This is a genomic window from Kribbella sp. CA-294648 (assembly GCF_050943845.1).
In the GTDB taxonomy this organism is placed as follows: Bacteria; Actinomycetota; Actinomycetes; order Propionibacteriales; family Kribbellaceae; genus Kribbella.
Window position 1 is genome coordinate 6522163 of sequence record NZ_CP191981.1, and the last position, 26653, is coordinate 6548815.

Below are 26653 nucleotides of genomic sequence, written 5' to 3' on the forward strand. Positions count from 1 at the left end.
GTTCGAGTAGCAGTAAGATGGCCCCATGGCTGAATCGATCTGGACCCGGTCCCGGGCGGCCGCGCCGGCCCGGAAGACGCTCAACCGGTCCGAGATCGTGAAAGTCGCGATCGAACTCTTGGACGAAGAAGGCCTGGCCGGCCTGAGCGTGCGGAAGCTAGCCGCCAAGCTGGCGTCGGGCGCGACCAGCCTCTACTGGTACGTCGAGACCAAGGACGACCTGATCGACCTGGTCATCGACGAGATCTGGGGTGAGATCGACGTACCGGATCCGGCGCTGGCCGGCTGGCGCAACGGCGCGCTGTTGTTCGGCCACAGCCTGCGCGCGGCCGTGATCCGGCATCCCTGGCTGCCCGAGGTGATGTACACCCGGCCGAGCATCGGACCGAACGCGATGAAGCTCGGCGCCCGCGGCCTGACCTTGTTCGGCGCCGCCGGCTTCACCGGCAACGACCTGGACTACGCGATGGGCAGCGTAATGGCGTACACGCTCGGCACCGCGAGCGCCGAGGTCTCCACCCGCGAGATCTCCCGCAAGTCCGGCCAGTCACTGACGGAGTGGGCGGAGGTCGTGATGCAGGAGGCCGAAGCCACCGCCGACGACGACATGCGCGAGTCCATCCGCCGCCGCGTCAACCGCGACATCGACACCACCTTGAGCGAATCCTTCACCTTCGGCCTGGAAGCCCTCCTCGACGGCCTCGAAGCCAAGGTCAAGAAAACCCGCTAGTCGCGCCCCGCACGTTCCCGCGAGTGATGCTCACGACCGCCTGCCCGCCGCAGATGGTCAGGTCGTACCGCAGTTCCGCCGTGTGGAGCGGCCACATCCTGTACTCCGGCGACAACGCCCGGCGCGGGTGGCGCCTTTGGCCCGACGAACGTCCGGTGACTGTGGATGATCCAGTCGGAGTCCTTGAAGTGGGCTGACACCTTGCGACCGAGCGCAGCTTCGTCGAAGGGCCCGGTGGACTCGAAGACGCCGAGCGACAACGGCCGGTTGAGTCTGTCCTCCCAGCGCTTGGCCCAGTCGGAAAGGGCCGGCAGGGCTCCGCGGACCGCCTGCTTGTCGAGGTACCCATGGCCGCCCATGAAATCCCCGGCGTAGCGGTCACTGTGCTGGTCACGCCAGTGGGCCCGGGCCACTCGGACCGCGGCCGTGCTGTTGAGGTCGAGGTCGTAGTCGCTCGGCTCCGGCTCGAGCCCGAGCCGGTACATGGCGTCGTACGGACGGCGCAGCGGCCGCCGCTCGTCGCTGCCGAACCACTCCCGCATCCGGCCCAGCGCCTCCGGCTTACCGGCCAACTCGGCCTCGGTGGGCAGCGTCTTGCGCAGGCCCGAGAAAAACCCGGCCGCGGTGCCCTTGAGCCTGATGTCGACCTGGGATGCCTTGATCCGGTCCTGCTCGAGCGCTTCCAGCATCTCCCCGGCGAACTGCTGGTACAGCCTGGGAGTCAGGCCCATCGGCGATTCGCCGGTGAGCATCCACCGCAGGTGCTGCGGGTCGATGCACAGGAATTCCAGATCCCGGCGGGCAATGGTGTACCCGGAGTCGTCCCGCACCCACCACGCCGGCGCTTCCTCGTTGCCGTCGAGGATCCGCCCGATGCGGGCATCCAGTTCGTCCGGCGCTTTCAATCGCCCCGCCACGAGATGCGGCTGCCAGCCAGGAGCAGCCTCCGGCGTCGTCCCTGGAGTGGCGGCAGTTTGGCCGACTGCAAAAGATGCCAGCTCCCGCTCCTTGAGCCGCGGGTCCGGTACGACGCCGTCGACCACGGCCCGGTGGTCGCCGGGCAGCACGACCCACCTCTGCTGGCCCAGTTCTCCCATCCCGGTCGTCGGAAGCGAGACAAGATCCCGCGTCGAGTGCCGCGCAGCGAGGATCACGCCAGGCTCCTGCCGCGCCTTCAGCCAGTCAGCGATCACCTGCCGGTCAGGCGACCAACTCGCCAGCGGCCGCTGCGGCACCTCGACGACGTTCCCGACGCTGTTCTCATCGACCCACGGCGGCTGCTCCGACGGCCAGACGTACGCCCGGTACGAGATGAGTTCGGTGACCCCGCGCGCTTGAAGGACCGCCTGAGTCACCGTGTACTGCGTCCGAAGGAAGTCGGTCAGGGCATCCCTGTTGTACCTGAGCTCGCGCTCCACCGTTGCCCGCGTCGCGGGGTCCAGCTGCGACTGCCGCACACCTCGCAGTCCGAACTCGTCGCCAGCGATCTCCTGCAGTGCCAGCACCCGAGCGTTGTTGCTCGAGCCATAGGACCAAGCGCCCATCAACTCGGCGGTCGCGATCAGGCGAACGAGCCGCTCGGCCTCGGCCGTGTCCATCGGGACGGCGCGATGCGCGTGCTGCCGATACCTCGCGGAGCGGAGCTCGTCAGCGCGCAGTACGTCGGCACCCTTCGACGGATAGCGCTCATCGTGGGCAACCAATACATACCGGCCGTCCCCGAGCCGGCCGGCCATGTCGCTGCCGACGATCAGGCCCGTCGCCGCCAGCGCCAACTCGAGTGTTGAGGAGCGCAGGCGCGGGGCCAGTGTCTCAACGGCGAGGGTTGTCGCCTGCGGCGTACCGGTGACCCGGCCGTTGTCCGTCAAGAGTGCTTTGCCGAGACGTTCGTAGCTGAGTCGCTCCCCCGACCCAGGCGGCGGGATGCCGTCAGTGGCCATCGAGGAACTCCTGTGCCTCCGCGCGCAACCGAGCCGGGGCCTCCTTCCAGACCATGGTGTTCATCAGGGCGCGCAGCTTGACCTCCCGCACCTCCCGGGGCGCGTCAGCGCTGACCCGGAGATACCCCCACACTCCGTCCAATTCCTCTGGCAGGTCCCAGTCGAGGTCGAACGCGGTCGCCGCGGCGGTGGCTGGATCCTCCGGAATGACCAGTACTTCGTCGGCGGTGGCCGGTGGCTCGATCTCGACCAGCCGGAGACCGAGGTGGTCGATCGCAGCGCGGAAGGCGGCGCGCTGGGTCTCGACGAAGGCTGCGGACGGCTTGTCGCCCGTCGTCTGGAAGAGCGTGAACAGCCAGGCGTTGCCGTTCATACAGGCCAGATCGAGGACCAGTTCGGCGCCGTCGGGGTCGGTCAGCCTCCGGTGCGCCAGGCTGTCCGCGGCACCCGGTGGCTCGGTCCGAGGGCCTGCGGTCAGGCCGAACGTCTCCCGGAGCCAGCTGACCTGGTCTTCGGACAGTTCGCCGGTGGAGAGAGCCTGGAGCGCGGGCCACAGCATGTCGGAGGTCCTTTCGTCGGCAACACGTGACGAAAGCCTTGCACACCAAGGGCGTTCAGTGCGTTGAGTTGTCCACAGGGGGTAGGTGGATCGGGTTGGTCCAGGCGCGGCCGCCGGTGGTGTCTTCGATGGTGATGCGGCAGTGGGTGCCGCGGAAGAGGGCGAGTGGGAGGGAGCACTCGGTCAGGTCGGTGCCTTGGGCAACTTCTGCGCCGGGGTGGCCGCCGGTCAGGAGGATCTTGGTGGCCGGGGAGCAGTGGACCACGATCGCGTCGTCCTCGATACGTACGTCGTGCAGCTCGGGGCCGGTGCTGGAGTAGAAGTGGCCGGCTTTCAGGGCGGCCAGCAGGGCGTCCGGGGCGAGTGTCTCGGTGCGGACGTGGACCCAGGCCTGGCACGGGGGTGGGTCCTGGGGTTGTAGGTGCGCGTCGTCGGCGGCGTAGGTGGTGAGGCGGTGGCCGCGGTTCAGCAGGACGTCGGTGAGGTGCCAGCTGTCGCCACGGTTCTCGCGGTCGGCGAGCGCGTTGTAGACCTCGACCGAGTGGGCGGCGTCCAGACTCCCCGCATCGACCGCCGTCAGGAGTGAGGCCGACGGATGGGCCATCCCGATGAAGGCCCCGGCGGCCCGAGCCCGGCGGGCGAGTTCAGGTCCCGTCTCTGCCTCCCCCGGCGGCCCGAAATCCAGCGGCAGACCAACCGCCACGATGTGCCAGGACTGCCCGGCCTCGGTGCGCGGCGCGTGCAACTCGGCGCCGATCAGCGTGGTGAATCCGTCCGACCGCAGCCCGCGCGTATCCGTCACCGGGAACCCGTACTCCGGGCGGAAGTGGTCGGTGATCGCCACGAAGTCGTAGCCGGTCTCGCGATACACGCGAGCGGTCTCGTCCGGCGACAACGCGCCATCGGAGACGTTCGAGTGGGTATGCAGATTCCCTCGCCAGAACCGCCCCGGAATCCCGAACGGCAGCACGGTCACCGGCGTTGGGCGCGGGCCGACGCGTACAAGCAGATCGCGGCGGCGGTCGCGAGATTGAGCGACTCGGCCCGGCCGTAGATCGGGACCTTCACCGACCGGTCGACGATCGCGTCGAACCCGTCAGGCAACCCGTGGGCCTCGTTGCCGAACAGCCACACGGACGGCTTCGCCAGCGTGCCGTCCTCGATGCACTCGTCGAGATCGGAGCTGCCGTACCCGTCGGCGGCGAGCACTTGCAGGCCTTGTTCACGCCAAGCTTTAGCGGCCGTCACCACATCGGCCTCGACGGTGATCGGCAGGTGGAAGAGGCTGCCGACACTGGCCCGGACGGCCTTGGGATTGTGCGGATCGACCGACTCCGCCGACAGGACGACCGCATCGGCGCCGGCCGCGTCCGCAGTACGGATCAGCGTGCCGACATTGCCGGGGTCGCGCACCTGGACGCCGACGGCCACCAGCCGCGCGGTGCGCAGTACGGCCTCGTCGAGCGGTACGTCGACCAGCTGGCACACGGCGACGACGCCTTGCGAGGTGACCGTCTCGCTCAGCGCCTCGATCGCGGCCCGGTTGACGTCGTACCACGGGACTTCGGCGAGCTGGGCCAGGTCGCGCAGATCCCGGTGCCGGGTGGCGACGTCGGGCTCGGCGTACACCTCGACGACCAGCTCGCGGTGTTCGAGTGCCTCGCGAACAGCCTGCGGGCCTTCGGCCAGGAAGCGGCCGGACTTGCGCCGGAACGCACGAGTGGCGAGCCTTCGGGCCTGCTTGATCCGCACGGACTGTGCGGTCAGCAGACCTTGGCTCGCCACTTGAGGTGTTGTCGGAGGAACGCTGCGGCTCAGGCCGCGGCGTCGCTCTTGGCGTTCACGTCGGCCGGCAGGGCCGCCTTGGCCAGCGCCAGCAGCGCCGAGAACGCCTTCGGGTCGTTGACCGCCAGGTCAGCGAGGATCTTGCGGTCGACCTCGATCTCGGCCAGGCGAAGACCCTGGATGAGACGGTTGTAGGTCAGGCCTTCGGCGCGGGCCGCGGCGTTGATCCGCTGGATCCACAGCTTGCGGAAGTCACCCTTGCGCGCCTTGCGGTCACGGTAGGCGTAGACGAGCGAGTGGGTGACCTGCTCCTTGGCCTTGCGGTACAGCCTCGAACGCTGGCCGCGGTAACCGCTGGCCTGCTCGAGGACGACGCGACGCTTCTTGTGGGCATTCACTGCCCGCTTCACGCGTGCCATGAGGTGTTACTCCTTGAATATCTGCGCCGGAGAAGGTGGTCCACCCGGCGGGGGTGTTCGGGGTGGGAAAAAGCTCAGATACCGAGGAGCTTCTTGGCCTTCTTGACGTGCGACGAGGCGACCTCGACGGTGCCCGACAGGCGGCGCTTGCGCTTGGTCGACTTCGCCTCGGCGAGGTGACGCTTGCCGGTCTGCTCGCGACGCAGCTTGCCCGAACCGGTAACCCGGACGCGCTTCTTCATCCCCGAGTGGGTCTTCATCTTCGGCATGGCTATGTACTCCTGGTTTTCTTTCGTTGACTCGATCTGGTGACGGCTCCGGCTGGCCAACCCGGCGGGCCGGAGCGACACGTCACTCCGGATCGAGGTTGTCTGCCGGACCCTTCGGCTTCTTCGTCGCGCCGGCGGCCTGCTCGGCCTCGTGCTGCTTCAGCTGCTCAGCACGCTCCTGACGCTCGGCCTCCAACTCGGCCTCGTGCTCGGCGAGCTTCTTGGCCTTCTCGGCTTCCACGTCCACGCGCGCCTCGGACTTCTTCTTGTGCGGTCCGAGCACCATGATCATGTTCCGGCCGTCCTGACGCGGGGAGGACTCGACGAAGCCGAGCTCCTGCACGTCTTCGGCCAGCCGCTGCAGCAACCGGAACCCGAGCTCGGGCCGGGACTGCTCACGTCCGCGGAACATGATGGTGATCTTGACCTTGTCACCGCCACGCAGGAACCGGACGACGTGACCCTTTTTGGTCTCGTAGTCGTGCGGGTCGATCTTCGGCCGCAGCTTCATCTCTTTGATGACGGTGTTGGTCTGGTTCCGGCGTGACTCACGCGCCTTCTGCGCGGTCTCGTACTTGTACTTGCCGAAATCCATCAGCTTGCAGACCGGCGGGCGTGCCGTGGCCGCAACCTCGACCAGGTCGAGATCGGCTTCCTGTGCCAACCGAAGTGCGTCCTCGATCCGGACGATGCCTACCTGCTCACCGTTCGGTCCGACCAGGCGCACCTCAGGTACGCGGATGCGCTCGTTGACGCGCAGTTCAATGGTGATGGGTCCTCCTGGGTTGTTCGTTGACTGGGTGCCACCTCTGCCGACGCCCGCGAACCGCTTGCCGCCGAAACAGCAAAAGGCCCTCGTGCGTCCACACGAAGGCCCAATTCCCAGATCGACGGCTCGCGTCCCGTGACCGGGAAACTCGCCGTACGATCGCCTCGGTACTCCGGCCTGAGCCGCAGAACCTCGACGTGACCGGGACCCGCCGACTGTGCATCAGCTGGGTGGGAGGTGGCCCTCCGCTTAGACCTGAACCGTTGAAGTCCCTCGAACATTCCGCTCAGGGGTCACCATCGGACCGGGTCGGTCGCCATGTAAGAGTAACAGCATGAGCGACCAAGTCTCCACTCCACCTGCCACTGATCCGCTGTCGACGGTATCGCGCGACATCGCCGAAGTACCGAGTGTGGAGATCATCTCGACCGCCGCCCTGCACCTGATGAGCGCGGCGGCCGTCCACCTCGGCCTGGCCGAGGACCTCCCCGAGCACCGCGACCTGGACGAAGCCCGCTCCCTCATCGACGCCCTCGCCGGTCTCCTCGATGCCTCGGCCCCGTCCCTCGGTCACCACCACGCCGCTCCGCTCCGCGACGGCCTGCGCTCGCTCCAGCTCGCCTTCAAGGAAGCCTCCACCATCCCCGACGAGCCCGGCACCGGCCCCGGCGAGAAGTACACCGGCGAGGTCCACCCGACGGCGGCCTCCCGCCCGCAGTACACGAAGCCGCTGCCGGTCGCGGAGTAACCCGCGACCGGCTCGCATGAACTAGCTGTGATGTCCAGGGACGTTGGTCAGTCGGCTGACTGGTGGCCTGCCGCCGATTGCGGAGTGGGCTCGGTGGTGATTGTAGAAGTGGAGCCAGCCGGGCAGGGCTGTGTTGCGTTGGTCGGTTGAGGTGTAGAACCGGGCGTAGGCCCAGCCGTCGGCCAGGGTGCGGTGGAAGCGTTCGATCTTGCCGTTGGTTTGTGGCCGGTAGGGCCGGGTCCGTTTCGGGGTGATGCCGAGTGCTGCGCAGGTGTCGCGCCAGGCGAATGAGCGGTAGCAGGACCCGTTGTCGGACAGGACGCGTTCGACGGTGACGCCGTGGTCGGCGTACCAGGCGACGGCCCGCTGGAGTACTCCGGCGGCGGTGTCGGCTTTCTCGTCGGTGTGGATCTCGGCGTAGGCGACGCGGGAGTGGTCGTCGATGACGGTGTGCAGGAAGGCTTTGCCGGTGCGGGGTTTGTAGTCCTTGCCCTTGGGCAGGCCGGGTGTGGCGAGCTGATTTTGGTAGCCCTGCTGGCGGCCGACGAAGCGGTGGCCTCCGCCGTCGGGGATGTTGGCGAACTTGGTGACATCGACGTGTATCAGCGAGCCGGGGTGGTCGTGTTCGTAGCGGCGCAGCGGTTCGCCGGTGACCCGGTCGACGCGGGACAGGCGGTTGACCCGGCAGCGGACCAGTACGGCGTGCACGGTCGAGGCCGCGACGCCGAGCCGGCCGGCGATCTGGACCGGGCCGAGCCGGTGGCGCCAGCGCAGTCGCACGATCCGGCGTACCAGATGCGGCGGTGTCTTGGCGGGGCTGTGGTGTGGGCGGGAGCTGCGGTCAGCCATCCCAGCGGCCCCTTCGGCCCGGTACCGCTCGGCCCACTTGCGCGCCGTCTTGGCGGCAACCATGAACATTTTCGCCGCCGCGGCGTAGGTCCAGCCCTGATCGACGATCAGACGCGCCAGCCGTAGCCGGGTGCGTGGGGTCAGAGTCGCGTTAACGTGGGACACGAAGGCCTCCGGTTTGGTGAAGCGGTTCCTTAGACAGCTCCACTTCACAACCGGAGGCCTTCACCTGTCACACCGACTCACCGCCACAAGGCGGGCCAACCTCCCTGGACATCACAACTAGCCCTTGACGGCGCCTTCCTCGACGCCCTTGAAGAAGAAGCGCTGGCAGACGGCGAAGACGATCACGATCGGGATGAACGCGATCATCGTGCCGGCCGCGATCAGCCGGGGGTTGTTGCTGAACGTGCCGGACAGGTACTGCAGGCCGACGGTCAGCGTGTACTTGTCCGGGTCGGTCAGCACGATCAGCGGCCAGAGGAAGTCGTCCCAGGCGCCGATGAAGGCGAAGATCGCCACCACGCTGATCGTTCCGCGGACCGACGGCAGGCCGATGTAGACGAAGCGCTGCCAGACGTTCGCGCCGTCGACCACCGCCGCTTGGTCCACCTCGACCGGCAGCGAGCGGAACGCGTTGTACATCAGCAGCACGTTCAGCGCACCGATCATGCCGGGCAGCGCGACCCCGAACAGCGTGTTGGCCAGCCCGAGCTCCCGCACGGTCACGTACTGCGAAATGATCGTCACCTCGCCGGGCAGCACCAGCGTCGCCAGGAACAGCCCGAGCACGATCCGCCGGAACCGGAACTCCAGCCGGGACAACGCGAACCCGGCCAGCGACGACCCGATGATGTTGCCGCCGACAACCAGTACGGCGACCTGCAGCGAGTTGCGCATGTAGTCCCAGACCGGGATGGTGTCGGCCACCGCGCCGTAGTGGTCCAGAGTCGGCTGGGACGGGAACAGCCGCGGGATGCGGGTGTAGATGTCCTCCCCCGAACCCTTCAGCGAGGTGGACAACTGCCACAGGAACGGCCCGATCGTGATCAGCAGCACGAAGGCCAGCAGCAGATACCGCACCAGCTTCTCGCCCGGCGACATCGAGTTGAACCCGAAACCAGCCCGCTTCCGCCGCTTCGGCGGCGTAGTACCGGCCGCATCATCCGGTACTGCGACCGGCCGCGCGGGGTCGGTGACGATGCTCATGCGTCGGCTGCCTTTCGGTTCATGCGGGCTAGCAGCAGCATCGGGACGACCGTTACGAAGAACAGCACTATCGACAGCGCCGAGGCGTAGCCGAGGTTGCCTTCGAAGCCTTGGCTGTACTGCTGGATCAGCATCACCACGGAGTTGTCCCGGCCACCCGGGCCGCCCTTCCCGCCGCTGAGGATGAACAGTTCGGAGAAGACCCGCAGCGCCGACACCGAGATCAGGATCGAGATCAGGATCATCGTTCCGCGCACCCCCGGGATCGTCACGTTGACGAACCGGCGGAAGGCGGACGCGCCGTCGACCGCCGCGGCCTCGTGCAGCTCACGCCCGACGTTCCCGAGGGCGGCCAGGTAGATGATCATGTAGTACCCGAGCCCCTTCCAGATCGTCAGGCTGATCGCGCTGAACAGCAGCAGCCACTGGTCGCTGAGGAACGGCAGCGGCCCGGAGATCACACCGAGCTTCTCGGCCAGGCCGTTGACCAGACCGCGGTCGTCGAGGATCCACTGCCAGATCAGCGCGACGACGACCGCGGACGCGACCACGGGGGTGTAGAAGGCGGTCCGGAAGAAGGTGATCCCGGGCAGCTTCTTCTCCACCAGCAGGGCGAGCAGCAGCGGCAGGATGGTCAGGAACGGCAGGCAGACCACCATGTAGATGACGCTGTTCAGCAGCGCCCAGCGCAACTGCTCGTCGTGCAGCAGCGCCTCGAAGTTCTTCAGCCCGACGAACGTCCCGCCGCCGATCGGTTTGGCGTTGGTGAACGACAGGATGACGGTGTTGATCGACGGCCAGAGGTTGAACACCAGCAACCAGACGAGGGCCGGGATCACCAGCACCCAGGGCGTGAACCAGCGGTGGTAGCGCATCGATCAGGAGGCGAGCAGCTGGTTGGCCTTGGCCACCGCGGCGTCCAGGGCCTGCTTCGACGACACCTTGCCGGAGATCGCGAGCGAGATCTGCTGGTTGATGAAGTCGTTGGTGGCGCCGCTGATCACCGGCGGCTGCAGCACCTTCGCCTTGGCCAGGGACTCGAACGCGAGCACCTTGGCGTCGGACTCCGGCGTACCGTCGCTCTTGGAGAAGTACGGGTCCTGGGCCGACGCCTTGGTGGACGGGAAGATGTTGACGATCTTCGCGAACGCCGCCTGGTTCTCCGCGTTGGTGACGAACCGGGCCAGCGCGATCGCGGCCGCCTGGTTCTTCGTCTTGGCCGAGACCGACAGCCCCTGCACGTACAGCGGCGGGGTGTCGAGGGCCGGCGACGGGACGATCTTGCCCTTCAGCGACGGGTTGTCCTTGGTGAAGTCCTGGATCGCGTTGCCGCCACCGGTGGTCCAGGCGACCTTGTTCTGGGTGAAGAGCTTGGAGTTGCCCAGGTACTCCTGGGTGAGGATGTCGCGCGGCAGGTAGCCGGCCTTGTAGGCGGCGGCGTACTTGTCCAGCAGGGCGACGGCCTCGGGGGTGTTGAAGGTGAAGGTCTTGCCGTCGTCGGACAGCACCTTCACGCCCGCGTTGGTGAAGTCGCCGATGCCGGGCAGCCGGCTCATCATGTACTCCTTGCCGCCCGACTTGTCGTGCATCACCTTGGCGGCGGCGAGCAGCTCGTCGAAGGTCTTCGGCGGGTTCTTCGCGTCCAGACCGACCGCGGCGAACTTGGTCGCGTTCCAGTAGTCGATGTCGGTGTTCAGGTACCACGGGTAGCCGAAGGTGCCGGACTGCCCTTGGTACTGGTACGCCTGCACGCCGCCCTCGACGTACTCCTCGGCGATCTTCGGGTCGGCCGCGCCGACGTCGAGCAGCATCTGCTGCTTGGCCAGCGGGAGCGCGAAGTCCGGCGGCAGGTTGACCACGTCGGGCAGCTGGCCGGCCGAGGCCTGGCTCAGCACCTTCTTGTCGTACCCGTCACCGGGCTGGTCCAGCCAGGTCACCTTGGTCCCCGGGTACTTCGTCTCGAAGGCCTTGATCACGCCTTCGACGTACGCCGTGAACTTCGGCTTGAGCGCCCAGGTCTGGAAGCTCACCTCGCCCGTCACCTGGGCGTTCGCGTCGACCGTGGGCTTGCTGCCCGACGAGGTGTCTTCGGAGGAACCGAGGCCACAACCAGCGAGAGTGAGGGCCGCGACGGCAAGAGCTGCCACCGGTGTGAGACGACGACTACGCATGGAATTCTCCTGAGGTGATAAACCGGTATAGCTCCTGCACTATCCACATCGTAGAATCCGCTGTCAAGGGTGAGTGGGCCGACCGGACACCCGAACCCAGGCAGAGGAGGGCGAGATGGCGCGACCGACCATCGCGGACATCGCGGACAAGGCGGGGGTCTCCAAAGGCGCCGTCTCGTTCGCACTGAACGGACGTCCCGGGGTGAGCGACGCGACCCGGGCCAGGATCCTCCAGATCGCCGAGCAGATGAGCTGGCGTCCGCACAGCGCCGCCCGCGCGCTGGGCGCCTCCCGGGTGGACTCCGTCGGGCTGGTGATCGCCCGGCCGGCCCGCACGCTCGGGGTCGAACCGTTCTTCGCCCACCTGGTCTCCGGCCTGCAGTCCGGCCTGTCCGCGCACTCGATCTCGCTGCAACTGCTGATCGTCGAGGACACCGACGCCGAGATCGAGGTGTACCGGCGCTGGTCCTCGGAGCACCGGGTCGACGGCGTGATCCTGGTCGACCTGACCGTGAAAGACCCGCGCGTCGAGGCGCTGCGAGCGCTCGAACTGCCCGCCGTGGTGATCGGTGGGCGCGGCGGCAAGGGCGCACTGCCGTCGGTCTGGGCCGACGACCGCGACGCAATGCTCTCGATCGTGGACTACCTGGCCGCACTCGGCCACCGCCGGATCGCCCACGTCGCCGGTACGCCGAACTTCCAGCACACCCAGCGCCGGATCCGCGCGGTCCGCGACGCGATCCCCCGGCTCGGGCTGATCGATGCGCCGTCGCTGACCACCGATTTCAGCGATGCCGAAGGCGCCGCCACCACCCGCAAACTGCTCTCCCAGGCAGAGCGGCCGACCGCGATCGTCTACGACAGCGACGTGATGGCGGTGGCCGGACTGGGCGTCGCGATGGAGATGGGCGTCGCCGTCCCGGGCGACCTGTCGATCGTCGCGTTCGACGACTCGATCCTGACCCAGCTGATGCACCCGGCGCTGACCGCGCTGTCCCGGGACACCTTCGAGTTCGGCCGGCAGGCGGCCGAGGTGCTGCTCGAGGTGGTCGCCGAGCCGGCCAAGGTGATCAATCTGCGCACCGCCGACCCCGTTCTGACCGTCCGCGAGTCCACCGCCCCACCCAAGGGCTGAACCGGCAGTTGGCGTAATCCGCTAAACCGATTTAGCATCTGATCCATGCTCTCGGATCCCGCCACGCCCCGGTTCGGCGCGAACTACGTGCCCTCCCAGGGGTGGTTCTACAGCTGGCTCGACTACGACCCGGTGGCAGCCCGCCGGGACCTCGCCGACCTGGCCGGGCTGGGCCTGGACCACGTCCGGGTGTTCCCGGTCTGGCCCTGGATCCAGCCGAACCGGGCGATCATCCGCGAGCACGCGATCGAGGACCTGCTGGACGTGATCGACGCCGCCGCGGAGCACGGCCTGACCGTGGCGGTCGACCTGATCCAGGGGCACCTGTCGAGCTTCGACTTCCTGCCTTCCTGGGTGCTCACCTGGCACCGCGGCAGCCTGTTCGAGAGCGAGACGATCCGCGACGGCCTGACCGCGTACGTCGATGCTGTTGCGCGCGCGGTGGCCAGCAAGCCGAACGTCTTCGCCATCACCCTCGGCAACGAGGTGAACAACCTCTGGCCGGACAGCTCGACGACGCCGGAGGCCTCCACGGCCTGGGCGCAAGACCTGTTGGTCACGGTGAAGAAGGCGGCGCCGGACGTGCTCGCGCTGCACTCGGTCTTCGACGACGCCTGGTACAAGCCCGACCACCCCTTCCTCCCGGCCGACGTCGTCGACCTGGGTGATCTGAGCACCGTCCACTCGTGGGTTTTCAACGGGGTCTCACGGGTGGACGGCCCGCTCGGCCCGGCGACGCTGACCCACGCCGACTACCTGGTCGAGCTCGCGGCGGCCACTTCGCTGGACAGTTCAAGACCCGTCTGGCTGCAGGAAATCGGCGTACCCGGCCCAGATATCCCCGCTCACCTTCAGGCCGAGTTCACGAGCCGCACCGTCGAGCTCGTCATCGGCAACCCGGCCCTCTGGGGCATCACCTGGTGGTCCTCCCACGACATCGACCGCCGGCTGCTGGACTTCCCCGACCGCGAGTACGACCTCGGTCTCTTCACCGTCGACCACCAGCGCAAACCCGCCGCCCAGGCCCTCGCCGACGCGATCACCGAAATCCGCGCCACCGGCGTCACGCACCAACCGGCCGGCACCCTCGGAGCCCCGTTCAACCCCCGCACCGACCCCTCGCGCCGCGCCGAACTCGCCCCAGGCAGCGCCTTCCACCAAGCCTGGGTCGAGGCCCGCACGACCGGTCCGGTGCGGATCACTCTCCCCAGCTAGCGGCGGTCGATGAGGACCTGGATGCCGTCGAGGATGCGGTCCAGGCCGAAGTCGAAGTCGTCGTCGAGGGTGTCGGCGTACTGGTCGTTGGTGTACATCGCGAACAGCCGGTGGTAGCCGGCTGACTTCAGGCGGGGCACCAGGAACTCCCCCACCGCCGCCGACTCGACCGGGGCGGTATCGCTCGCGCCGAGCTGGCGGGCCAGGCTCGCGTAGCTGCGGGCGTAGCCGTCGAAGAGGACCGCGCAGCCGAGCGTGTCGTGCTGGTTCAGGCCGGTGTCGTCCATCACCTCGAGCAGCGTCTCGACCCAGTGCAGCAGGTTGGGCGTCACCGGCGCCCCGAGCACGGGCACGTCGAGCAACCACGGGCGTACGGCGTACAGGTCGACCTGGGCCTTGACCCACGCCCGCCCGCCGGCGCGCCAGCCAGGTGAGGCGGCGATGTGGTCCGGCGCGCGCCCCCAGGCCTTGTCGGCGACCAGCACGATCAGTTCGTCCTTGGACCGGACGTAGCGGTACATCGCGTTGGTGCTGACGCCCAGGTGGGCCGCGATCTTCTGCAGCGAGATGGCCTCGAAACCCTGGCTGTCCCCGAACTCGATCCCGGTGGCCACGATCTGGTCGACACTGAGGGCCGGTTTCGGCCCGCGCCGCTGGACGGGCAGGACGCCCCAGGACAGCGCGAGTCCGGGCGGTAGCTGCGCCGGCTCGTCACTCATCCGCGGTCAACTCTCCGGCTGGGTGATCCACCCGTAGCCGCCGTCTTCCAGCCTGACCACCTGGAGGCCGGCTGCGATTCGGCGTACATCGTCGGTCTCCAGCACTGCGGGCGCCGGGCCGGCCACGTCGATGACGATGGCGGCGGCGCCTTCCTGGATCGCGGCCGTCGCGACCAGCTGCGACTGGGCCGGCATCGGCCTGGCCTCGAGACTCCAGCGCGCGAGACTCTCGGTGCTGGTGAACGCCAGTAACGCGTTCCGGCCGTCCTGCCCCTGGAGCAACGCGACCGCCATGTCGGAGGTCTTGTCGTGCGCGAGCCCGCGGTCGTCGTACTCGACCTCGCCGAGCATCGCCACCACCGGCACCAGCAGCCGCGCCTTCGTCACCGCGGCCAGAATCGGCCCTTGCTCCCCCGCCCGCAGCGCCTCGCTGAGCGCGGCGTCGGCGGACCCGTCATCGTCGTCGAATCCGGTGAAGGCGAGCCTGCGTTCTGGTTGCACCCGTTCATTGTCCGGCAAGGGCTGTCCGGGGCCGGTTCAGGGTGGTGTCAGGGCTGTTCCCCCTTGGTTCGTGGCGCAGCTGTGCGAGCCTGGGTATGTGCCTGACTTCAATGATCTGACGCTGCTGCCGTTCTGTGTCGGCCTCACGCTGCTCGGCCTGATCGGCTCCTGGGCCGCCTGGCGGCGCCGTGGACTCGCTTCCGGGGTTCGCGGCGTGGCTTGGTCGCTGCTCCCGGTCTCGCTGTACCTGACCGGGCTGCTCGAGGTGCTCTGGGACGTGGTGAAGTCCGTCAGCAACTGGGTCACCAACCTGATCTTCTCCCCCAGCGTGTGGGCCGGGGTGGCGCTGTTCGGCGTCTCGGTCGTGCTCTACGTCGTCTCCGGCGTGGCCAAGGGGCGCGGCGCGGGCAAGCAGAAGGCAACCAAACCGCAGCCGGCCACCCGGCCGGCTGCTGACGCGATCGGTGAGCTGACCGCGAGCGGTCCGGCACCGGCCGACGCGGGCAAGCCCGCCAAGCGCCCCAAGGAATCGTCGGAGTTCGACGAGATCGAGGACATCCTGAAACGCCATGGAATCAACTAATCGCCTGACCAGCGACTCCCTGACCAGTCACCCCCTGAGCATCGACAGCCTGCTCGACCACGTCCAGGCGGCCCCCGCCCGGCTCGGCCGGACCCGGCTGATCAGCATCGACGGCCCGGCCGGATCCGGGAAGAGCACCCTGGCGGACCGCTTCGCCGCGCGTGCGGAGGCGCGCGGCCTGCACACCCTGGTGCTGCACATGGACGACCTGTACGACGGGTGGGACGGTGCGGTCCGTGGTTTCGCACTCCTGCGTGACCACGTGCTGACCCGGCTCGCCGACGGTCGCGAAGGCCGCTACCGCCGCTACGACTGGGCAACGGGCGCGTACGCCGAGCTGCATCTCGTCCCGGCGACCGTCGAGCTGCTGATCGTCGAGGGCGTCACCTCCTGCGACCGCGACGCCGACCCCTGGCAGTCGCTGAAGGTCTGGATCGAGACGACCAACGAGATCCGGCTGGAACGCGGCATCGACCGCGACGGCGAGGCGCTGCGCGACCGCTGGCTCGACTGGATGCGCTGGGAACGAGACCACTACGCCACCGAAAACACCCGAACCCGAGCCAACCTGATCGTCGACGGCAACCCCACCACCCCCCACAACCCAGCCACAGAACTCATCACCAAGTCCGTGAACCTCCCCCACAACTCAGCCGCCAGCTGAAATAACAGAGGATGGTCGGCATGAGTGTTTTGCCGTCGGGTGCGCAGTGGGAGATTCGGGCCGGGGAGTACGTCGGCACCGTGGTGAGTGTGGGTGGTGGGCTGCGGGGGCTCTCGTACGCCGCGCGGGAGGTGGTGATCGGGTATCCGGAGGATCAGCCAGCCAAAGCCGGGATCGGGCAGCATCTGATGCCGTGGCCGAACCGGATCACCGATGGCAAGTACACCTTCCAAGGTGTCGACCAGCAGCTCTACCTGACCGAGCCGCCGCGGAGTAACGCGATCCACGGCCTGACCCGCTGGGCCAACTGGGAGCGGGGCGACGACGGCACCGACGAGTCCTTCGTCGAGCTCGCCCACCGCCTGCACGGCCAACCGGGGTACCCGCACCAGCTCGACCTCACCCTCACCTACCAGCTCGACCCCACCACCGGTCTGACCATCACCGCCCGCGCCACCAACATCGGCACGAGCGACGCGCCGTACGGCTACGGCTCACACCCCTATCTCACCGTCGGACGCCAGATCGACGAGTGCGAGCTCGAGTTCACCGCCGAAAGCTGGCTCGAGGTAACCCCCGACAAGCTGAGCCCGATCGGCCTCGCCCCCGTCGCGGGTTCGCAGTACGACTTCCAGCAGGCTCACAAGCTGGGCGATCTCGACATCGACAACGCATTCACCGGACTGCCGCCGACCTGGGAAGTCCGCCTGACCGACCCCGAGACCGGCAACACCGCCCGGCTCACCAGCGACACCAAGTGGATGCAGCTCTACACCGCAGGCGCCCTCGGTCGCGCCGGCTTGGCCGTCGAGCCGATGACCTGTCCCCCGGACGCATTCATCAGCGGTGACGACCTCGTAGTACTGAAGCCCGGCAACGACCACGCCACCAGCTTCACGATCAGCGTCTAGGCAGGTTTGCCCGAGCCGGCTCCGTGCGAGCGAGCCACCGCGGCCAGTTCGTTGGCCGCGCGGCTCGCTCGTGATCCCTCCGACGCCTGCACAGCCAGTATGCCGAGCCGGTTGCCCTCGGCGTCGAACAGCTGCAGCCACGGGTCACCCGCGCGGAACCGCAGCGCCTTCACATCGGTCCACTCGTACCGGTAGCTGCGGAAGACGTTCCGCACCCGCAAGCAGTCCTCGTACGCCGAGACGCTCACCGTCCCCATCCGGTACAGCAGATAGAGCACGGTGCCGAAGAACGCCAGCAGGGTGAGCCGCTGGAACAAGGTGAACGTGTCGCGGGCGTCGGACGACAGCTGGAACCAGATCACCCCGAAGACCGCGATCATCGACAGTCCCATCACGCCGGCCATCATCGCGATCGCCCACGGCCGGAACGTCCACAACGTCTTCGGGGTCATCGCTCAGATCCGGCAGGCGTGGATGTCGGTGGTCAGGATCGCGCGCGCCCCGACCTCCCAGAGCTGGTCCATGATCCGCTGCGCGTCGGCTCGGAGCACCATCACCCGGACGGCGACCCAGCCTTCGCGATGAAGCGGCGAGACCGTCGGCGACTCCAGCCCGGGCGCGACCGCGTTCGCGGCCTCCACCGCCTCGGCGCGGATGTCGTAGTCCATCATCACGTAGTTGCGGGCGACCAGGACGCCCTCGAGTCGGCGGACCAGCTGATCCAGCCCGGCCGGCTGCTCGACGCTGCGCCGCTTGATCAGCACCGCCTCGGACTTGAGGATCACCTCGCCGAACACCTCCAGGCCCGCCTGGCGCAGCGTCGTACCGGTTTCGACGACGTCGGCGATCACGTCCGCGACACCGAGCTGGACCGCGGACTCCACCGCGCCGTCCAGCTTGACGACGGCCGCATCCACGCCGTTCTCGTCCAGGTGGTCGCGCAGAATGCCGGCGAACGAGGTGGCGATCCGCTTGCCCTGCAGGTCCTTCACCGACTGCGCGACGCCCGGGCGGCCGGCGAACCGGAAGGTCGAGCCACCGAAGCCGAGCTCCAGGATGGTGTCCGCGTCGGCGTGCGAGTCGAGCACCAGGTCGCGGCCGGAGATGCCGACGTCGAGGGTGCCCTCACCGACGTACACGGCGATGTCGCGCGGGCGCAGGTAGTAGAACTCGACCCCGTTGTCCGGGTCGGTCAGGGACAGGTCCTTAGTGGTCCGGCGCTGCCGGTAGCCGGCCTCGGCCAGGATGGACGTGGCGGCCTCGCTCAGCGAGCCTTTGTTGGGTACTGCGACGCGCAGCATGAACGGCCTTTCGGAGAGGGGTGAACCTGGTCTGTAGGTGCTCTCCTACAGATGTCGGTACACGTCGTCGAGGCTCAGGCCGAGCGCGTGCATCATCACCTGCGCGTGGTAGAGCAGCTGGCTCAGCTCCTCCGCGGCCCGTTCCTTGCCCTCGTGCTCGGCGGCCATCCAGGACTCGGCGGCCTCCTCGACCAGCTTCTTGCCGATCGTGTGCACGCCGGCATCCAGCGCTGCCACCGTGCCGGAGCCCTCCGGTCGGGTCAGCGCCTTCTCGCCCAGCTCGGCGAAGAGTTCGTCAAAGGTCTTCATCGCGGCTCCAGCCTAGAGGTCGCCGCCCGGCCGGTTGCGCTCAGGTCTCGCTCTCCGGACTTTCCCGCGGCGGCGAGTGCGCGTCGACGTACCAGCGATGCCCCTCGGCGAGCAGCCGTTTCGCCATCGCGAAGTCGATCCCGTCGTCGTCGGTCCGCAGGTGGAACGGCGGCGGGAAGTAGCAGTCCCCGAGCAGCATCACGCCCGAATCCGGCACGACGACCACCGAGGAATCAGCCGCATGCCGCCCACCCACATGCCGCACCTGTACGCCGGTACGCAGGCTGAGCTGGTCTTCGAAGGTGCGGTCCGGGAGCCGGATGGCGAAGTCGCTCCAGTCGGGCACGGCGAGTGCCCGGGCCCGGAAGCTGGGTCCGAGTTTCGGGTTCTCGGCGACCTGGTCGCGGAGGTACTGATGACTCCAGGGCCGCGCGGCCTCCACCTCGAGGAGCTCCGTCGCCGATGAGTGAGCGACGGTCTCGATGTCACCCCACGCGCAGGCTCCCCAGGTGTGGTCCCAGTGGTGATGCGTGTAGACGAGCGTGGTCGGCTGGTCCAGACCGGCGGCGGCGATCGCCTGCTGGATCTCGCGGGCGTGCTGCGGGCTGTTGCCCGCGTCGACGAGCACGTTGCCGCCGTCGTCCACGATCATCGCGACCGAGGCACGGATCGCGTCGGAGTCCGGATCGTGGGGGTAGAGCCACACCCGGCCGCTAATTCGCTGCAACTTCTCGACCATCTGCCCGACGATAGCTGGCATGCGAATTCGTGAGCTGGGGGTTGTGCCGGGCGTTCTGCCGACCGGGCCACTGAATGCCATCACCGACGTACCGGGGGTGCTGGTCGGGCAGACGACGCTGGCGACGGGTGCGCTGAACACCGGGGTGACCGCCATCGTGCCACCGGACTTCGCTGCCGGGCTGCCCGCGGCGGTTGCGGTGGGCAACGGGTACGGGAAGCTGGTCGGCTCGACGCAGGTGGACGAGCTGGGCGTGGTCGAGACGCCGATCCTGCTGACCGGAACGCTGTCGGTGTTCCGGGTCGCGGATGCGTTGCTCAGTTGGCTTCTGGAGCGCGATCCGTCGGCGACGAGCCTCAACCCGGTGGTCGGCGAGACGAACGACGGCTATCTGTCGGACATCCGCTCGCGGCCGATCACGCCCGAGCACGTCTTCGCCGCTCTCGACTCGGCCTCCGCGGACCTACCCGCGGAGGGCAACGTCGGAGCCGGCACCGGCACGGGCGCCCTCGGCTTCAAAGCAGGCATCGGTACGTCGTCCCGCGCCGTCGCCGACGGCCTCGTCGGAGTCCTGGTGCAGTCCAACTTCTCCGGAACCCTGACCGTGTTGGGGACGCCGATCAAGCCTCCGGTGGAGAAGGCCGCGCCGGAGGGAAACTCCTGCATGATCGTCGTCGCCACCGACCTGCCCTTGGATGCCCGGCAGTTGGGCCGGGTCGCTCGACGAGCCATCTTCGCGATGGGCCGGGTCGGCTCCGACTTCTCCCCGGGCAGCGGCGACTACGCGATCGCCTTCAGCACCAACCGGGCAGCCGTGCCGATGAGGGACAAAGCGTTGAAGGACGTCTTCAACGCAACCACTGAAGCGACCGAGGAAGCGCTGCTCAACTCGCTCACGATGGCCACGACCGTGACCGGGTACCACGGCAACACGCAGTACGCAGTACCGGAGGAACTGATCAGGAGTACAGCTCGCTGACTTCCTCGGCCAGCCGCTTGAGCTCGGCGCGCAGCTCGGGCGGCTCCAAAACCTCCAAAGCCTTGCCGTAGCGGATCAGCTGCTGTGCGGCGTGGCCCGGCGACTCGATCGGTAGCGCGACCGTGACGCTGCCGTCCGCGTCCGGCTCCGCGCCGCTGTCCGCGACCGCCTTGAGCAGCGGCGCCGCCGAGAGGTCGCTGAGGCGAGCCACCAGCCACGCTGAGATCCGGACCAGCGCCTCGCCGGTGAACCGCTGCTGCTCGAAGCGATCCAGGTGCGCTTGCCAGAACCCCGCGAGGTCGAAGTCGCCAGGCCGGGTGAACGCCTCGTCGGTCGGCGCGAGCTGCAGGATGTTGGAGACGCGATACGTCCGCACGCCACCTTTCGTCGCGGCGACGACGTACCAACTGCCGTTCTTCAGCACCAGCCCGTACGGTTCGAGCGTCCGCTCGACCTCCCGCGGCGCCTCCCAGCGCCGGTAGAGCACCTTGATCCGGCGGTCCTCCATGACCGCCGACGCGACCGAGGACAGGTACGGCGAGTCCTCCGCGTCCCGGTACCACGCGGGCATGTCGAGGTGGAAGCGGTTCTTCAGGCGGCCGGCGCGATCCCGCTGATCCGGCGCGAGCGCGGCAAGCAGCTTGAGCTCGGCCGCGCTGGTCTGCTCGGTCAACCCGAGCGCCGCCGCCGGTCCCGGCATCCCGACCAGAAACAGGGCTGCCGCCTCGCCCTCGTTGAGCCCGGTGAGTTTGGTGCGGTAGCCGTCGACCAGCCGATAGCCGCCGGCGCGACCCTGGTCGGCGTACACAGGAACTCCCGCCGCGGCGAGCGCCTCGACGTCCCGATAGATCGTCCGGAGCGAGACCTCCAACTCCTCGGCGAGCTCCCGGGCGGTGAGCTGACGGCGCGTCTGCAGAAGCAGGAGGATCTGCAGCAGCCGACTCGAACGCATACTCCGAGGTTAGCCCGAATCACTGCCATTCGCTGTCAGGTATAGGCGCGAGGCTGTGGTCATGAGCAGAATCACCAAGGTCACCGACGACTTCGACTTCCTGGTCGGCCACTTCGACGTGGTCAACCGCGTCCTGCAGCCCAGCGGCGAGTGGGAGGAGTTCGCCGGCACCTGCACCGGGCGGACCCATTTCGCCGGCGCCGTCAGCGTTGACGAGGCGCGCTTCCCGAGCAAAGGCCGGTACGGGATGTCACTGCGCCTGTACGACCCGGCCGACGACGCATGGACGATCTACTGGGTCGACAGCCGCACGGGCCGGCTCCAGCCGCCGGTCCGCGGCAGCTGGTCCAACGGCGTCTGCACCCTGTACGGCGAGGACGACCTCGGCGATCGCCGGATCCCCGTCCGACTGCGCTGGTCCGGCGTCACCGAGGAGACCGCGCACTGGGAGCAGGCGTACTCCGAGGACGGCGGCCAAACCTGGCAGACCAACTGGACGATGGACCTGACCCGGCGCGCGACCGAACCGCCGGCGCTCGACGTCCCCAAGGTCACCGGCGACTTCGACTTCTTCGTCGGCCAGTGGGACGTGCAGCACCGCCGCCTGACCGCGCCGCTGACGGGCAGCGACAAGTGGCGCGAGTTCCCCGGCACGTCGGAGGCATACACGCTCTTCGACGGTGCCGTCAGCATCGACGAGACGATCTTCCCGACCGAGGACTTCGACGGGATGACGGTTCGCCTGTACGACGTCGAAGCCGGCACCTGGGCGATCTACTGGATCAACAGCTCGCGCCACGTGCTGGAGCCACCTGTTTATGGCGGATTCGGACCGGACGGGGTCGGCATCCTCGAGGGGACCGACGAGCACGACGGGAAGCCGGTGGAGGTCCGCTTCCGCTGGACGAAGGGCGACGTACCGGTGTGGGAGCAGTTCTTCTCCGCCGACGACGGCGCCACCTGGGAGAGCAACTGGACGATGACGTTCACCCCGCGTGGCACCTTCCCGAAGCTGACCAGCGACTTCGACTTCCTGACCGGGCACTTCGACGTACGGCACCGGCGGCTGGCCAAGGTGTTCGTCGGCAGCGACGAGTGGGAGGAGTACGACGGGACGTGCACCGCGCGGACCCACTTCGACGGCGCGATCAGCATCGACGAGATGCAGTTCCCGACCAAGTCGTCGTACGGGATGTCGGTGCGGTTGTTCGATCCGGTCGAGAAGGACTGGACGATCTACTGGATCAGCAGCAAGACGATGGAGGTCAATCCGCCGGTGCGGGGGCGCTGGTCCGACGACGGCAGGTCGTGCTGGCTGGTCGGCGAGGAACAGCTCGACGGCCGGACGATCCTGGTCAGCTATGCCTGGTCTGACATCACCGCGACGACGGCGCACTGGGAGCAGTCGTTCTCCGAGGACGGTGGCGAGACCTGGGAGGTCAACTGGACGATGGACTTCACCCGGCGCGACACCGCACCACCGCGGGTCGACATCCCGAAGGTGACCGGCGACTTCGACTTCCAGGTCGGCGAGTGGGACATGCACAACGAACGGCGGCGGCCGCCGCTGGGCGAGCCGGCCGAGTGGTACGAGCTCACGTCGAAGCTGAAGGCCTTCACGTACTTCGACGGCTCGATCAGCTTCGACGAGGGCTGGTACCCGTCCGAGGGTTTCCGCGGCGCGACGCTCAGGCTCTACAACCCGAAGACCAGGACCTGGTCCATCCATTGGATCAACAGCCTGCGGGGCAAACTCGAGTCGCCGGTCATCGGCGCCTTCACCGAGGACGGCATCGGCATCTTCGAGGGCCCGGACACCTGGGAGGGCCAGCCGATCGACGTCCGCTTCGTCTGGACACCCGGCTCCCAGAAGTCGCATTGGGAGCAACTCTTCTCGACCGACGGCGGCCAGACCTGGCACAGCAACTGGAAGATGCGCCACACGCGCACCGCCTGACCATGCCAGGTCGCCGTTCCGGTCAGCCCAGCTGGCCGGGCTGGTAGTTGCCGACGGGCTGCTGGACGATGATGTTGAGCCGGTTGGCGGTGTTGATCAGGCTGATCAGGCAGACCAGCGTGGCGAGCTGGTCCTCGTCGTAGTACTTGGCGGCATTCGCCCACACGTCGTCGCTGACCCCACCGGCCGCGTCGGCGACCCGGGTGCCCTGCTCGGTCAGCTCCAGCGCCGCGCGCTCTTCCTCGGTGAACACACCGGCCTCCCGCCAGGCCGCGACCAGGTTGAGCCGGTCCTGCGTCTCACCGGCGTGCAACGCGTCCTTCGAGTGCATGTCGGTGCAGACGGAGCACCCGTTGATCTGGCTCGCCCGCAGCGTCACCAGATGCTGGGTCGCGGCGGGCAGCGACGACTCGCTGATGAGCCGATGCATCGCGATGAAGTGCTTCATGAGCTTCCCGGACGCCGGGTTGGTCATCAGGTTCAGACGAGCTTCCATCGTGGACTCCTTGGGTGATTGTGTTTGACCACAAGGCACCGCCGAGCCGCTCCCTGTGACGGCCCGGCGACGTGACGTGGATTACCCGGCACACTTGTCACAAGGCGGCGCCGGCCGGTGTCTGATGACTGACCCGGCCAGTGCGATCAGACAGGAGCAAGCAGATGGACTCCGCCACCGAGGTGTTCGTTGCCCACCGCAACCTGCTCTTCACCGTTGCCTACGAGATGCTCGGCTCGGCCACGGATGCGGAGGACGTCCTGCAGGAGACCTGGCTGCGCTGGGCGCAGGTCGACCTTGAAACCGTCCGGGAGCCCCGCGCGTACCTGGTCCGGATCACCACCCGGCAGGCGCTCAACAAACTGCGGTCACTGGGCCGGCGCAAGGAGTCGTACGTCGGCTCCTGGCTGCCCGAGCCGCTCCTGACCGCGCCCGACGTGGCGGACGACGTCGAACTGTCCGACAGCGTCTCGATGGCGATGCTGCTGGTCCTCGAAACGCTCACCCCGACCGAGCGGGCGGTCTTCGTCCTGCGCGATGTCTTCGCGCTCGAGTACGACGAGATCGCGGAAGCCGTCGGCAAGACTTCGGCCGCGGTTCGCCAGATCGCGCACCGGGCGCGCAACCACGTCGCCGCCCGCCGGCCGCGTGGAGTGGTGTCAGCCGCCGAGTCGAAAGGCGCTGTCGAGGCGTTCCAGAAGGCGGTCACCACCGGCGACCTGCAGAGCCTGATCGACATCCTCGCGCCGGACGTTGTCCTGCTCGGCGACGGCGGCGGCATCAAGCAGACCGTCCAGCGCCCGATCCTGGGCGCCGACAAGGTGGGACGCCTGATGATGGGCGGCCTGGGCCGGGTCACCAACCAGTTGACGGTCGAACCGGTCCAGGTCAACGGCAGCCCAGCGGTCGCCGTCTACTTCGACGGCGAGCTGGACGGCGTGATGGCCCTCCTCATCGAGGACGGCCTCATCAGCGGCCTGTACTACGTCCGCAACCCCGAAAAACTGTCGTGGATGCAGCAGGAGACCACTGTCAGCCGCTAAAGCGCGCGAGTGGCAAGCAGAGTGGCGAGGGCTGCGTGGGTTGACTCGTAGCCCTTGTCCTCGCGGCTGTCGGGAAGGCCCGCGCGGTCGAGGGCCTGCAGGTCGTTGTCACAGGTCAGCAGACCGAAGCCGACCGGTACGCCGGTGTCGACCGCGACTCGCATCAGCCCCTCGGTCGCCGCCTGGCAGACGTACTCGAAGTGCGGGGTGTCGCCACGGATCACGACGCCGAGCGCGACCACGACGTCGTACCCGCCTTTCGCTGCGTGCAGCGCCGCGACGGGCAACTCGAAGGAGCCGGGCACCCGGACCACCTTGTAATCGGTGACGCCCGAGGCCGCGAGTGCTCGCTCGGCACCGGCGACCAGCGAGTCGGTCACCTGGGGGTGCCACTGGGCCGCGATGACCGCGACCCGGACGCCCTCAGCTTGCGGGATTTCGATGGTGGGTGCTCCGCTGCCCGACATCAGCCGGCTCCGTTCTCGTCAGTGCCGGTGGGCAGGTGGTGCCCCATCCGGTCGCGTTTGGTCCGCAGGTACCGCAGGTTGTGCTCGGTCGGGTCGATCGAGATGCCGAGGCGCTCGATCACGTCGATGCCGTAGCCCTGGACGCCGGCCAGCTTGGCCGGGTTGTTGGTCAACAGCTTGACCGACGTGATGCCGAGGTCGGCCAGGATCTGCGCGCCGGTGCCGTAGTCGCGGGCGTCGGCGGGCAAGCCGAGGTCGAGGTTCGCATCGACCGTGTCGCGGCCCGCGTCCTGCAACTCGTACGCCTGCAGCTTGTGCAGCAGCCCGATCCCACGGCCCTCGTGCCCCCGCAGATAGACCACGACGCCGCCCTCGGCCGCGACCTGGCGCATCGCCTCGTCGAGCTGCGGACCACAGTCGCAGCGCAGCGAACCGAACACGTCACCCGTCAGACATTCCGAGTGCAATCGGACCAGGGTCGGCCCGTCACCGAGCTCGCCACGGACCAAGGCGAGCTGCTCGGTCCCGTCGATGGTGTTCCGGTAGCCGTGGGCAACAAAATCGCCGTACCGGGTCGGCAGGGTGGTGGTGGCGACCCGCTTGATCTGGCTCTCGGTCCGTCGCCGGTACCGGATCAGGTCCTCGATCGAGACGAGCACCAGGCCGTGTTCGTCGGCGAACGTGCGCAGGTCGCCGCCGCGCTTCATCGTTCCGTCGTCGTTCACCAGCTCGGCGATCACCGCGGACGGCCTGAGGCCGGCCAGCCGGGCGAGATCCAGTGAGGCCTCGGTGTGACCCGGCCGCACCAGTACGCCGCCTTCGCGCGCCCGCAGCGGGAACACGTGCCCGGGCTGCACCAGGTCGTATGACTCCGACGCCGAATCGGCCAGCACCCGGATCGTCCGTGCGCGGTCGGCGGCCGAGATGCCGGTGGTGACGTTGTCGCGGGCATCCACCGAGATCGTGTACGCCGTACGGAGCCGCTCGCGGTTGTGCGGTGTCATCAACGGGATGCCCAGCCGGTCGAGCTCCGCGGCCTCCATCGGGACGCAGACCACCCCGGAGCTGTAGCGGATCAGGAACGCCAGCAGTTCGGGTGTCGCCTTGGAGGCCGCGAACACCAGGTCGCCCTCGTTCTCACGGTCCTCGTCGTCGACCACGATCACGGGCCGCCCGGCCCGGATCTCGTCGATCGCATGCTCGATCGTGTCGAGCTTCAGTACCTCGCCCATCG

The 26653-nt window shown here is 68.1% G+C and carries 31 protein-coding genes; 10 read left to right on the forward strand and 21 right to left on the reverse strand.

Translation table 11 applies throughout. From position 1 onward, the window contains the following. The first annotated feature begins 25 nt into the window (after positions 1-25). Positions 26-730: a TetR/AcrR family transcriptional regulator C-terminal domain-containing protein gene (locus ACQPYM_RS30735; protein ID WP_433007501.1), complete on the forward strand. Its 705-nt coding sequence runs from the start codon at positions 26-28 to the stop codon at positions 728-730. Here the strand turns inward: ACQPYM_RS30735 and ACQPYM_RS30740 are convergent. The 7 genes from ACQPYM_RS30740 to infC form a co-directional block, all read right to left on the reverse strand. Further along, positions 727-2670 carry a hypothetical protein gene (locus ACQPYM_RS30740; protein WP_433007503.1) on the reverse strand — a complete coding sequence of 648 codons (1944 nt, stop codon included), beginning with the start codon at positions 2668-2670 and terminating at the stop codon, positions 727-729. The genes ACQPYM_RS30735 and ACQPYM_RS30740 overlap by 4 nt on opposite strands. Then, on the reverse strand, positions 2660-3229 hold the full coding sequence (locus ACQPYM_RS30745; RefSeq protein WP_433007505.1) for a hypothetical protein: 570 nt from the start codon (positions 3227-3229) through the stop codon (positions 2660-2662). Before ACQPYM_RS30745 ends, ACQPYM_RS30740 begins: the two co-directional genes overlap by 11 nt. Positions 3230-3284: 55 nt before the next feature. Continuing rightward, complete coding sequence (locus tag ACQPYM_RS30750) at positions 3285-4205, reverse strand: PHP domain-containing protein (protein WP_433007507.1); 921 nt, start codon at positions 4203-4205, stop codon at positions 3285-3287. Continuing rightward, positions 4202-5014, reverse strand: a complete 813-nt coding sequence (locus ACQPYM_RS30755) for a TrmH family RNA methyltransferase (protein WP_433007509.1) — start codon at positions 5012-5014, stop codon at positions 4202-4204. Before ACQPYM_RS30755 ends, ACQPYM_RS30750 begins: the two co-directional genes overlap by 4 nt. Before the next feature lie 29 nt (positions 5015-5043). Next, complete coding sequence (gene rplT, locus ACQPYM_RS30760) at positions 5044-5433, reverse strand: 50S ribosomal protein L20 (RefSeq protein ID WP_020390994.1); 390 nt, start codon at positions 5431-5433, stop codon at positions 5044-5046. Between the two features lie 74 nt (positions 5434-5507). Next, a complete protein-coding gene (rpmI, locus tag ACQPYM_RS30765; protein WP_328327140.1) occupies positions 5508-5702 on the reverse strand; it encodes a 50S ribosomal protein L35 in 195 nt (64 codons plus the stop codon). Between the two features lie 82 nt (positions 5703-5784). Continuing rightward, positions 5785-6474: a translation initiation factor IF-3 gene (infC, locus tag ACQPYM_RS30770; protein ID WP_360284924.1), complete on the reverse strand. Its 690-nt coding sequence runs from the start codon at positions 6472-6474 to the stop codon at positions 5785-5787. A gap of 331 nt (positions 6475-6805) precedes the next feature. On the opposite strand from infC, the gene ACQPYM_RS30775 reads away from it, so the two are divergent. Next, positions 6806-7219, forward strand: a complete 414-nt coding sequence (locus ACQPYM_RS30775) for a DUF1844 domain-containing protein (RefSeq protein ID WP_433007512.1) — start codon at positions 6806-6808, stop codon at positions 7217-7219. Between the two features lie 21 nt (positions 7220-7240). Here the strand turns inward: ACQPYM_RS30775 and ACQPYM_RS30780 are convergent, their stop codons facing one another. From ACQPYM_RS30780 to ACQPYM_RS30795, 4 genes are all read right to left on the reverse strand, one after another. Further along, complete coding sequence (locus ACQPYM_RS30780) at positions 7241-8233, reverse strand: IS481 family transposase (protein ID WP_433007514.1); 993 nt, start codon at positions 8231-8233, stop codon at positions 7241-7243. Positions 8234-8350: 117 nt separating this feature from the next. After that, complete coding sequence (locus tag ACQPYM_RS30785) at positions 8351-9277, reverse strand: carbohydrate ABC transporter permease (RefSeq protein ID WP_433007516.1); 927 nt, start codon at positions 9275-9277, stop codon at positions 8351-8353. Continuing rightward, positions 9274-10152, reverse strand: coding sequence for a carbohydrate ABC transporter permease (locus ACQPYM_RS30790; RefSeq protein WP_433007518.1), 879 nt, complete (start codon positions 10150-10152; stop codon positions 9274-9276). Before ACQPYM_RS30790 ends, ACQPYM_RS30785 begins: the two co-directional genes overlap by 4 nt. 3 nt (positions 10153-10155) lie before the next feature. Then, positions 10156-11448 (reverse strand): ABC transporter substrate-binding protein, encoded by a 1293-nt coding sequence (locus tag ACQPYM_RS30795; protein ID WP_433007520.1) that lies wholly within the window; start codon positions 11446-11448, stop codon positions 10156-10158. 115 nt (positions 11449-11563) lie between these two features. On the opposite strand from ACQPYM_RS30795, the gene ACQPYM_RS30800 reads away from it, so the two are divergent. Both ACQPYM_RS30800 and ACQPYM_RS30805 read left to right on the forward strand, forming a co-directional pair. Beyond that, positions 11564-12583, forward strand: coding sequence for a LacI family DNA-binding transcriptional regulator (locus tag ACQPYM_RS30800; protein ID WP_433007522.1), 1020 nt, complete (start codon positions 11564-11566; stop codon positions 12581-12583). Positions 12584-12628: 45 nt separating this feature from the next. After that, entirely contained in the window at positions 12629-13798 is a 1170-nt protein-coding gene (locus ACQPYM_RS30805; RefSeq protein ID WP_433007524.1) for a glycoside hydrolase 5 family protein, read from the forward strand. Here the strand turns inward: ACQPYM_RS30805 and ACQPYM_RS30810 are convergent. Together ACQPYM_RS30810 and ACQPYM_RS30815 are read right to left on the reverse strand one after the other, a co-directional pair. Beyond that, a complete protein-coding gene (locus ACQPYM_RS30810; RefSeq protein WP_433007526.1) occupies positions 13795-14517 on the reverse strand; it encodes a TetR/AcrR family transcriptional regulator in 723 nt (240 codons plus the stop codon). The genes ACQPYM_RS30805 and ACQPYM_RS30810 overlap by 4 nt on opposite strands. A gap of 6 nt (positions 14518-14523) precedes the next feature. Further along, entirely contained in the window at positions 14524-15018 is a 495-nt protein-coding gene (locus ACQPYM_RS30815) for an SseB family protein (RefSeq protein ID WP_433007528.1), read from the reverse strand. Positions 15019-15115: 97 nt separating this feature from the next. Between ACQPYM_RS30815 and ACQPYM_RS30820 the strand changes: the two genes are divergently transcribed. Genes ACQPYM_RS30820 through ACQPYM_RS30830 form a run of 3 tightly spaced genes read left to right on the forward strand, consistent with a single transcriptional unit; the run spans position 15116 to position 17176 of the window. After that, positions 15116-15601 (forward strand): hypothetical protein, encoded by a 486-nt coding sequence (locus ACQPYM_RS30820; protein WP_433007530.1) that lies wholly within the window; start codon positions 15116-15118, stop codon positions 15599-15601. Further along, positions 15588-16265, forward strand: coding sequence for a uridine kinase family protein (locus ACQPYM_RS30825; RefSeq protein ID WP_433007532.1), 678 nt, complete (start codon positions 15588-15590; stop codon positions 16263-16265). The genes ACQPYM_RS30820 and ACQPYM_RS30825 overlap by 14 nt, the downstream gene beginning before the upstream one ends. Before the next feature lie 20 nt (positions 16266-16285). Then, positions 16286-17176 carry an aldose 1-epimerase family protein gene (locus ACQPYM_RS30830; protein ID WP_433007534.1) on the forward strand — a complete coding sequence of 297 codons (891 nt, stop codon included), beginning with the start codon at positions 16286-16288 and terminating at the stop codon, positions 17174-17176. Here the strand turns inward: ACQPYM_RS30830 and ACQPYM_RS30835 are convergent. From ACQPYM_RS30835 to ACQPYM_RS30850, 4 genes are read right to left on the reverse strand one after another with little or no spacing between them, the layout of a single operon-like run. Continuing rightward, positions 17173-17628, reverse strand: coding sequence for a PH domain-containing protein (locus tag ACQPYM_RS30835; protein ID WP_433007536.1), 456 nt, complete (start codon positions 17626-17628; stop codon positions 17173-17175). The two genes, ACQPYM_RS30830 and ACQPYM_RS30835, sit on opposite strands and share 4 nt — an antisense overlap. A gap of 3 nt (positions 17629-17631) precedes the next feature. After that, positions 17632-18477, reverse strand: coding sequence for an ATP phosphoribosyltransferase (hisG, locus tag ACQPYM_RS30840; RefSeq protein WP_433007538.1), 846 nt, complete (start codon positions 18475-18477; stop codon positions 17632-17634). Between the two features lie 45 nt (positions 18478-18522). Then, entirely contained in the window at positions 18523-18786 is a 264-nt protein-coding gene (locus ACQPYM_RS30845) for a phosphoribosyl-ATP diphosphatase (RefSeq protein ID WP_020390973.1), read from the reverse strand. Between the two features lie 40 nt (positions 18787-18826). Further along, positions 18827-19525, reverse strand: coding sequence for an MBL fold metallo-hydrolase (locus ACQPYM_RS30850; RefSeq protein ID WP_433007540.1), 699 nt, complete (start codon positions 19523-19525; stop codon positions 18827-18829). A gap of 19 nt (positions 19526-19544) precedes the next feature. Here ACQPYM_RS30850 and ACQPYM_RS30855 point away from each other — a divergent pair, with 19 nt between their 5' ends. Continuing rightward, the gene (locus tag ACQPYM_RS30855; RefSeq protein ID WP_433007542.1) at positions 19545-20504 is read left to right on the forward strand and encodes a P1 family peptidase; all 960 of its coding nucleotides are present in this window, start codon (positions 19545-19547) and stop codon (positions 20502-20504) included. Here the strand turns inward: ACQPYM_RS30855 and ACQPYM_RS30860 are convergent. After that, complete coding sequence (locus ACQPYM_RS30860; protein ID WP_433007544.1) at positions 20485-21456, reverse strand: helix-turn-helix transcriptional regulator; 972 nt, start codon at positions 21454-21456, stop codon at positions 20485-20487. The genes ACQPYM_RS30855 and ACQPYM_RS30860 overlap by 20 nt on opposite strands. Positions 21457-21517: 61 nt before the next feature. On the opposite strand from ACQPYM_RS30860, the gene ACQPYM_RS30865 reads away from it, so the two are divergent. Continuing rightward, positions 21518-23413, forward strand: a complete 1896-nt coding sequence (locus ACQPYM_RS30865; protein WP_433007546.1) for a hypothetical protein — start codon at positions 21518-21520, stop codon at positions 23411-23413. A gap of 22 nt (positions 23414-23435) precedes the next feature. Here the strand turns inward: ACQPYM_RS30865 and ACQPYM_RS30870 are convergent, their stop codons facing one another. Next, complete coding sequence (locus ACQPYM_RS30870; protein ID WP_433007548.1) at positions 23436-23909, reverse strand: carboxymuconolactone decarboxylase family protein; 474 nt, start codon at positions 23907-23909, stop codon at positions 23436-23438. A gap of 164 nt (positions 23910-24073) precedes the next feature. Here ACQPYM_RS30870 and ACQPYM_RS30875 point away from each other — a divergent pair, with 164 nt between their 5' ends. Further along, entirely contained in the window at positions 24074-24952 is an 879-nt protein-coding gene (locus tag ACQPYM_RS30875; RefSeq protein WP_433007550.1) for an RNA polymerase sigma-70 factor, read from the forward strand. On the opposite strand, the gene ribH is transcribed toward ACQPYM_RS30875, so the two are convergent. Both ribH and ACQPYM_RS30885 read right to left on the reverse strand, forming a co-directional pair. After that, positions 24949-25419 carry a 6,7-dimethyl-8-ribityllumazine synthase gene (gene ribH / locus ACQPYM_RS30880; protein WP_433007552.1) on the reverse strand — a complete coding sequence of 157 codons (471 nt, stop codon included), beginning with the start codon at positions 25417-25419 and terminating at the stop codon, positions 24949-24951. The genes ACQPYM_RS30875 and ribH overlap by 4 nt on opposite strands. Beyond that, positions 25419-26651, reverse strand: a complete 1233-nt coding sequence (locus tag ACQPYM_RS30885; RefSeq protein ID WP_433007554.1) for a bifunctional 3,4-dihydroxy-2-butanone-4-phosphate synthase/GTP cyclohydrolase II — start codon at positions 26649-26651, stop codon at positions 25419-25421. Before ACQPYM_RS30885 ends, ribH begins: the two co-directional genes overlap by 1 nt. Positions 26652-26653: the final 2 nt, after the last annotated feature.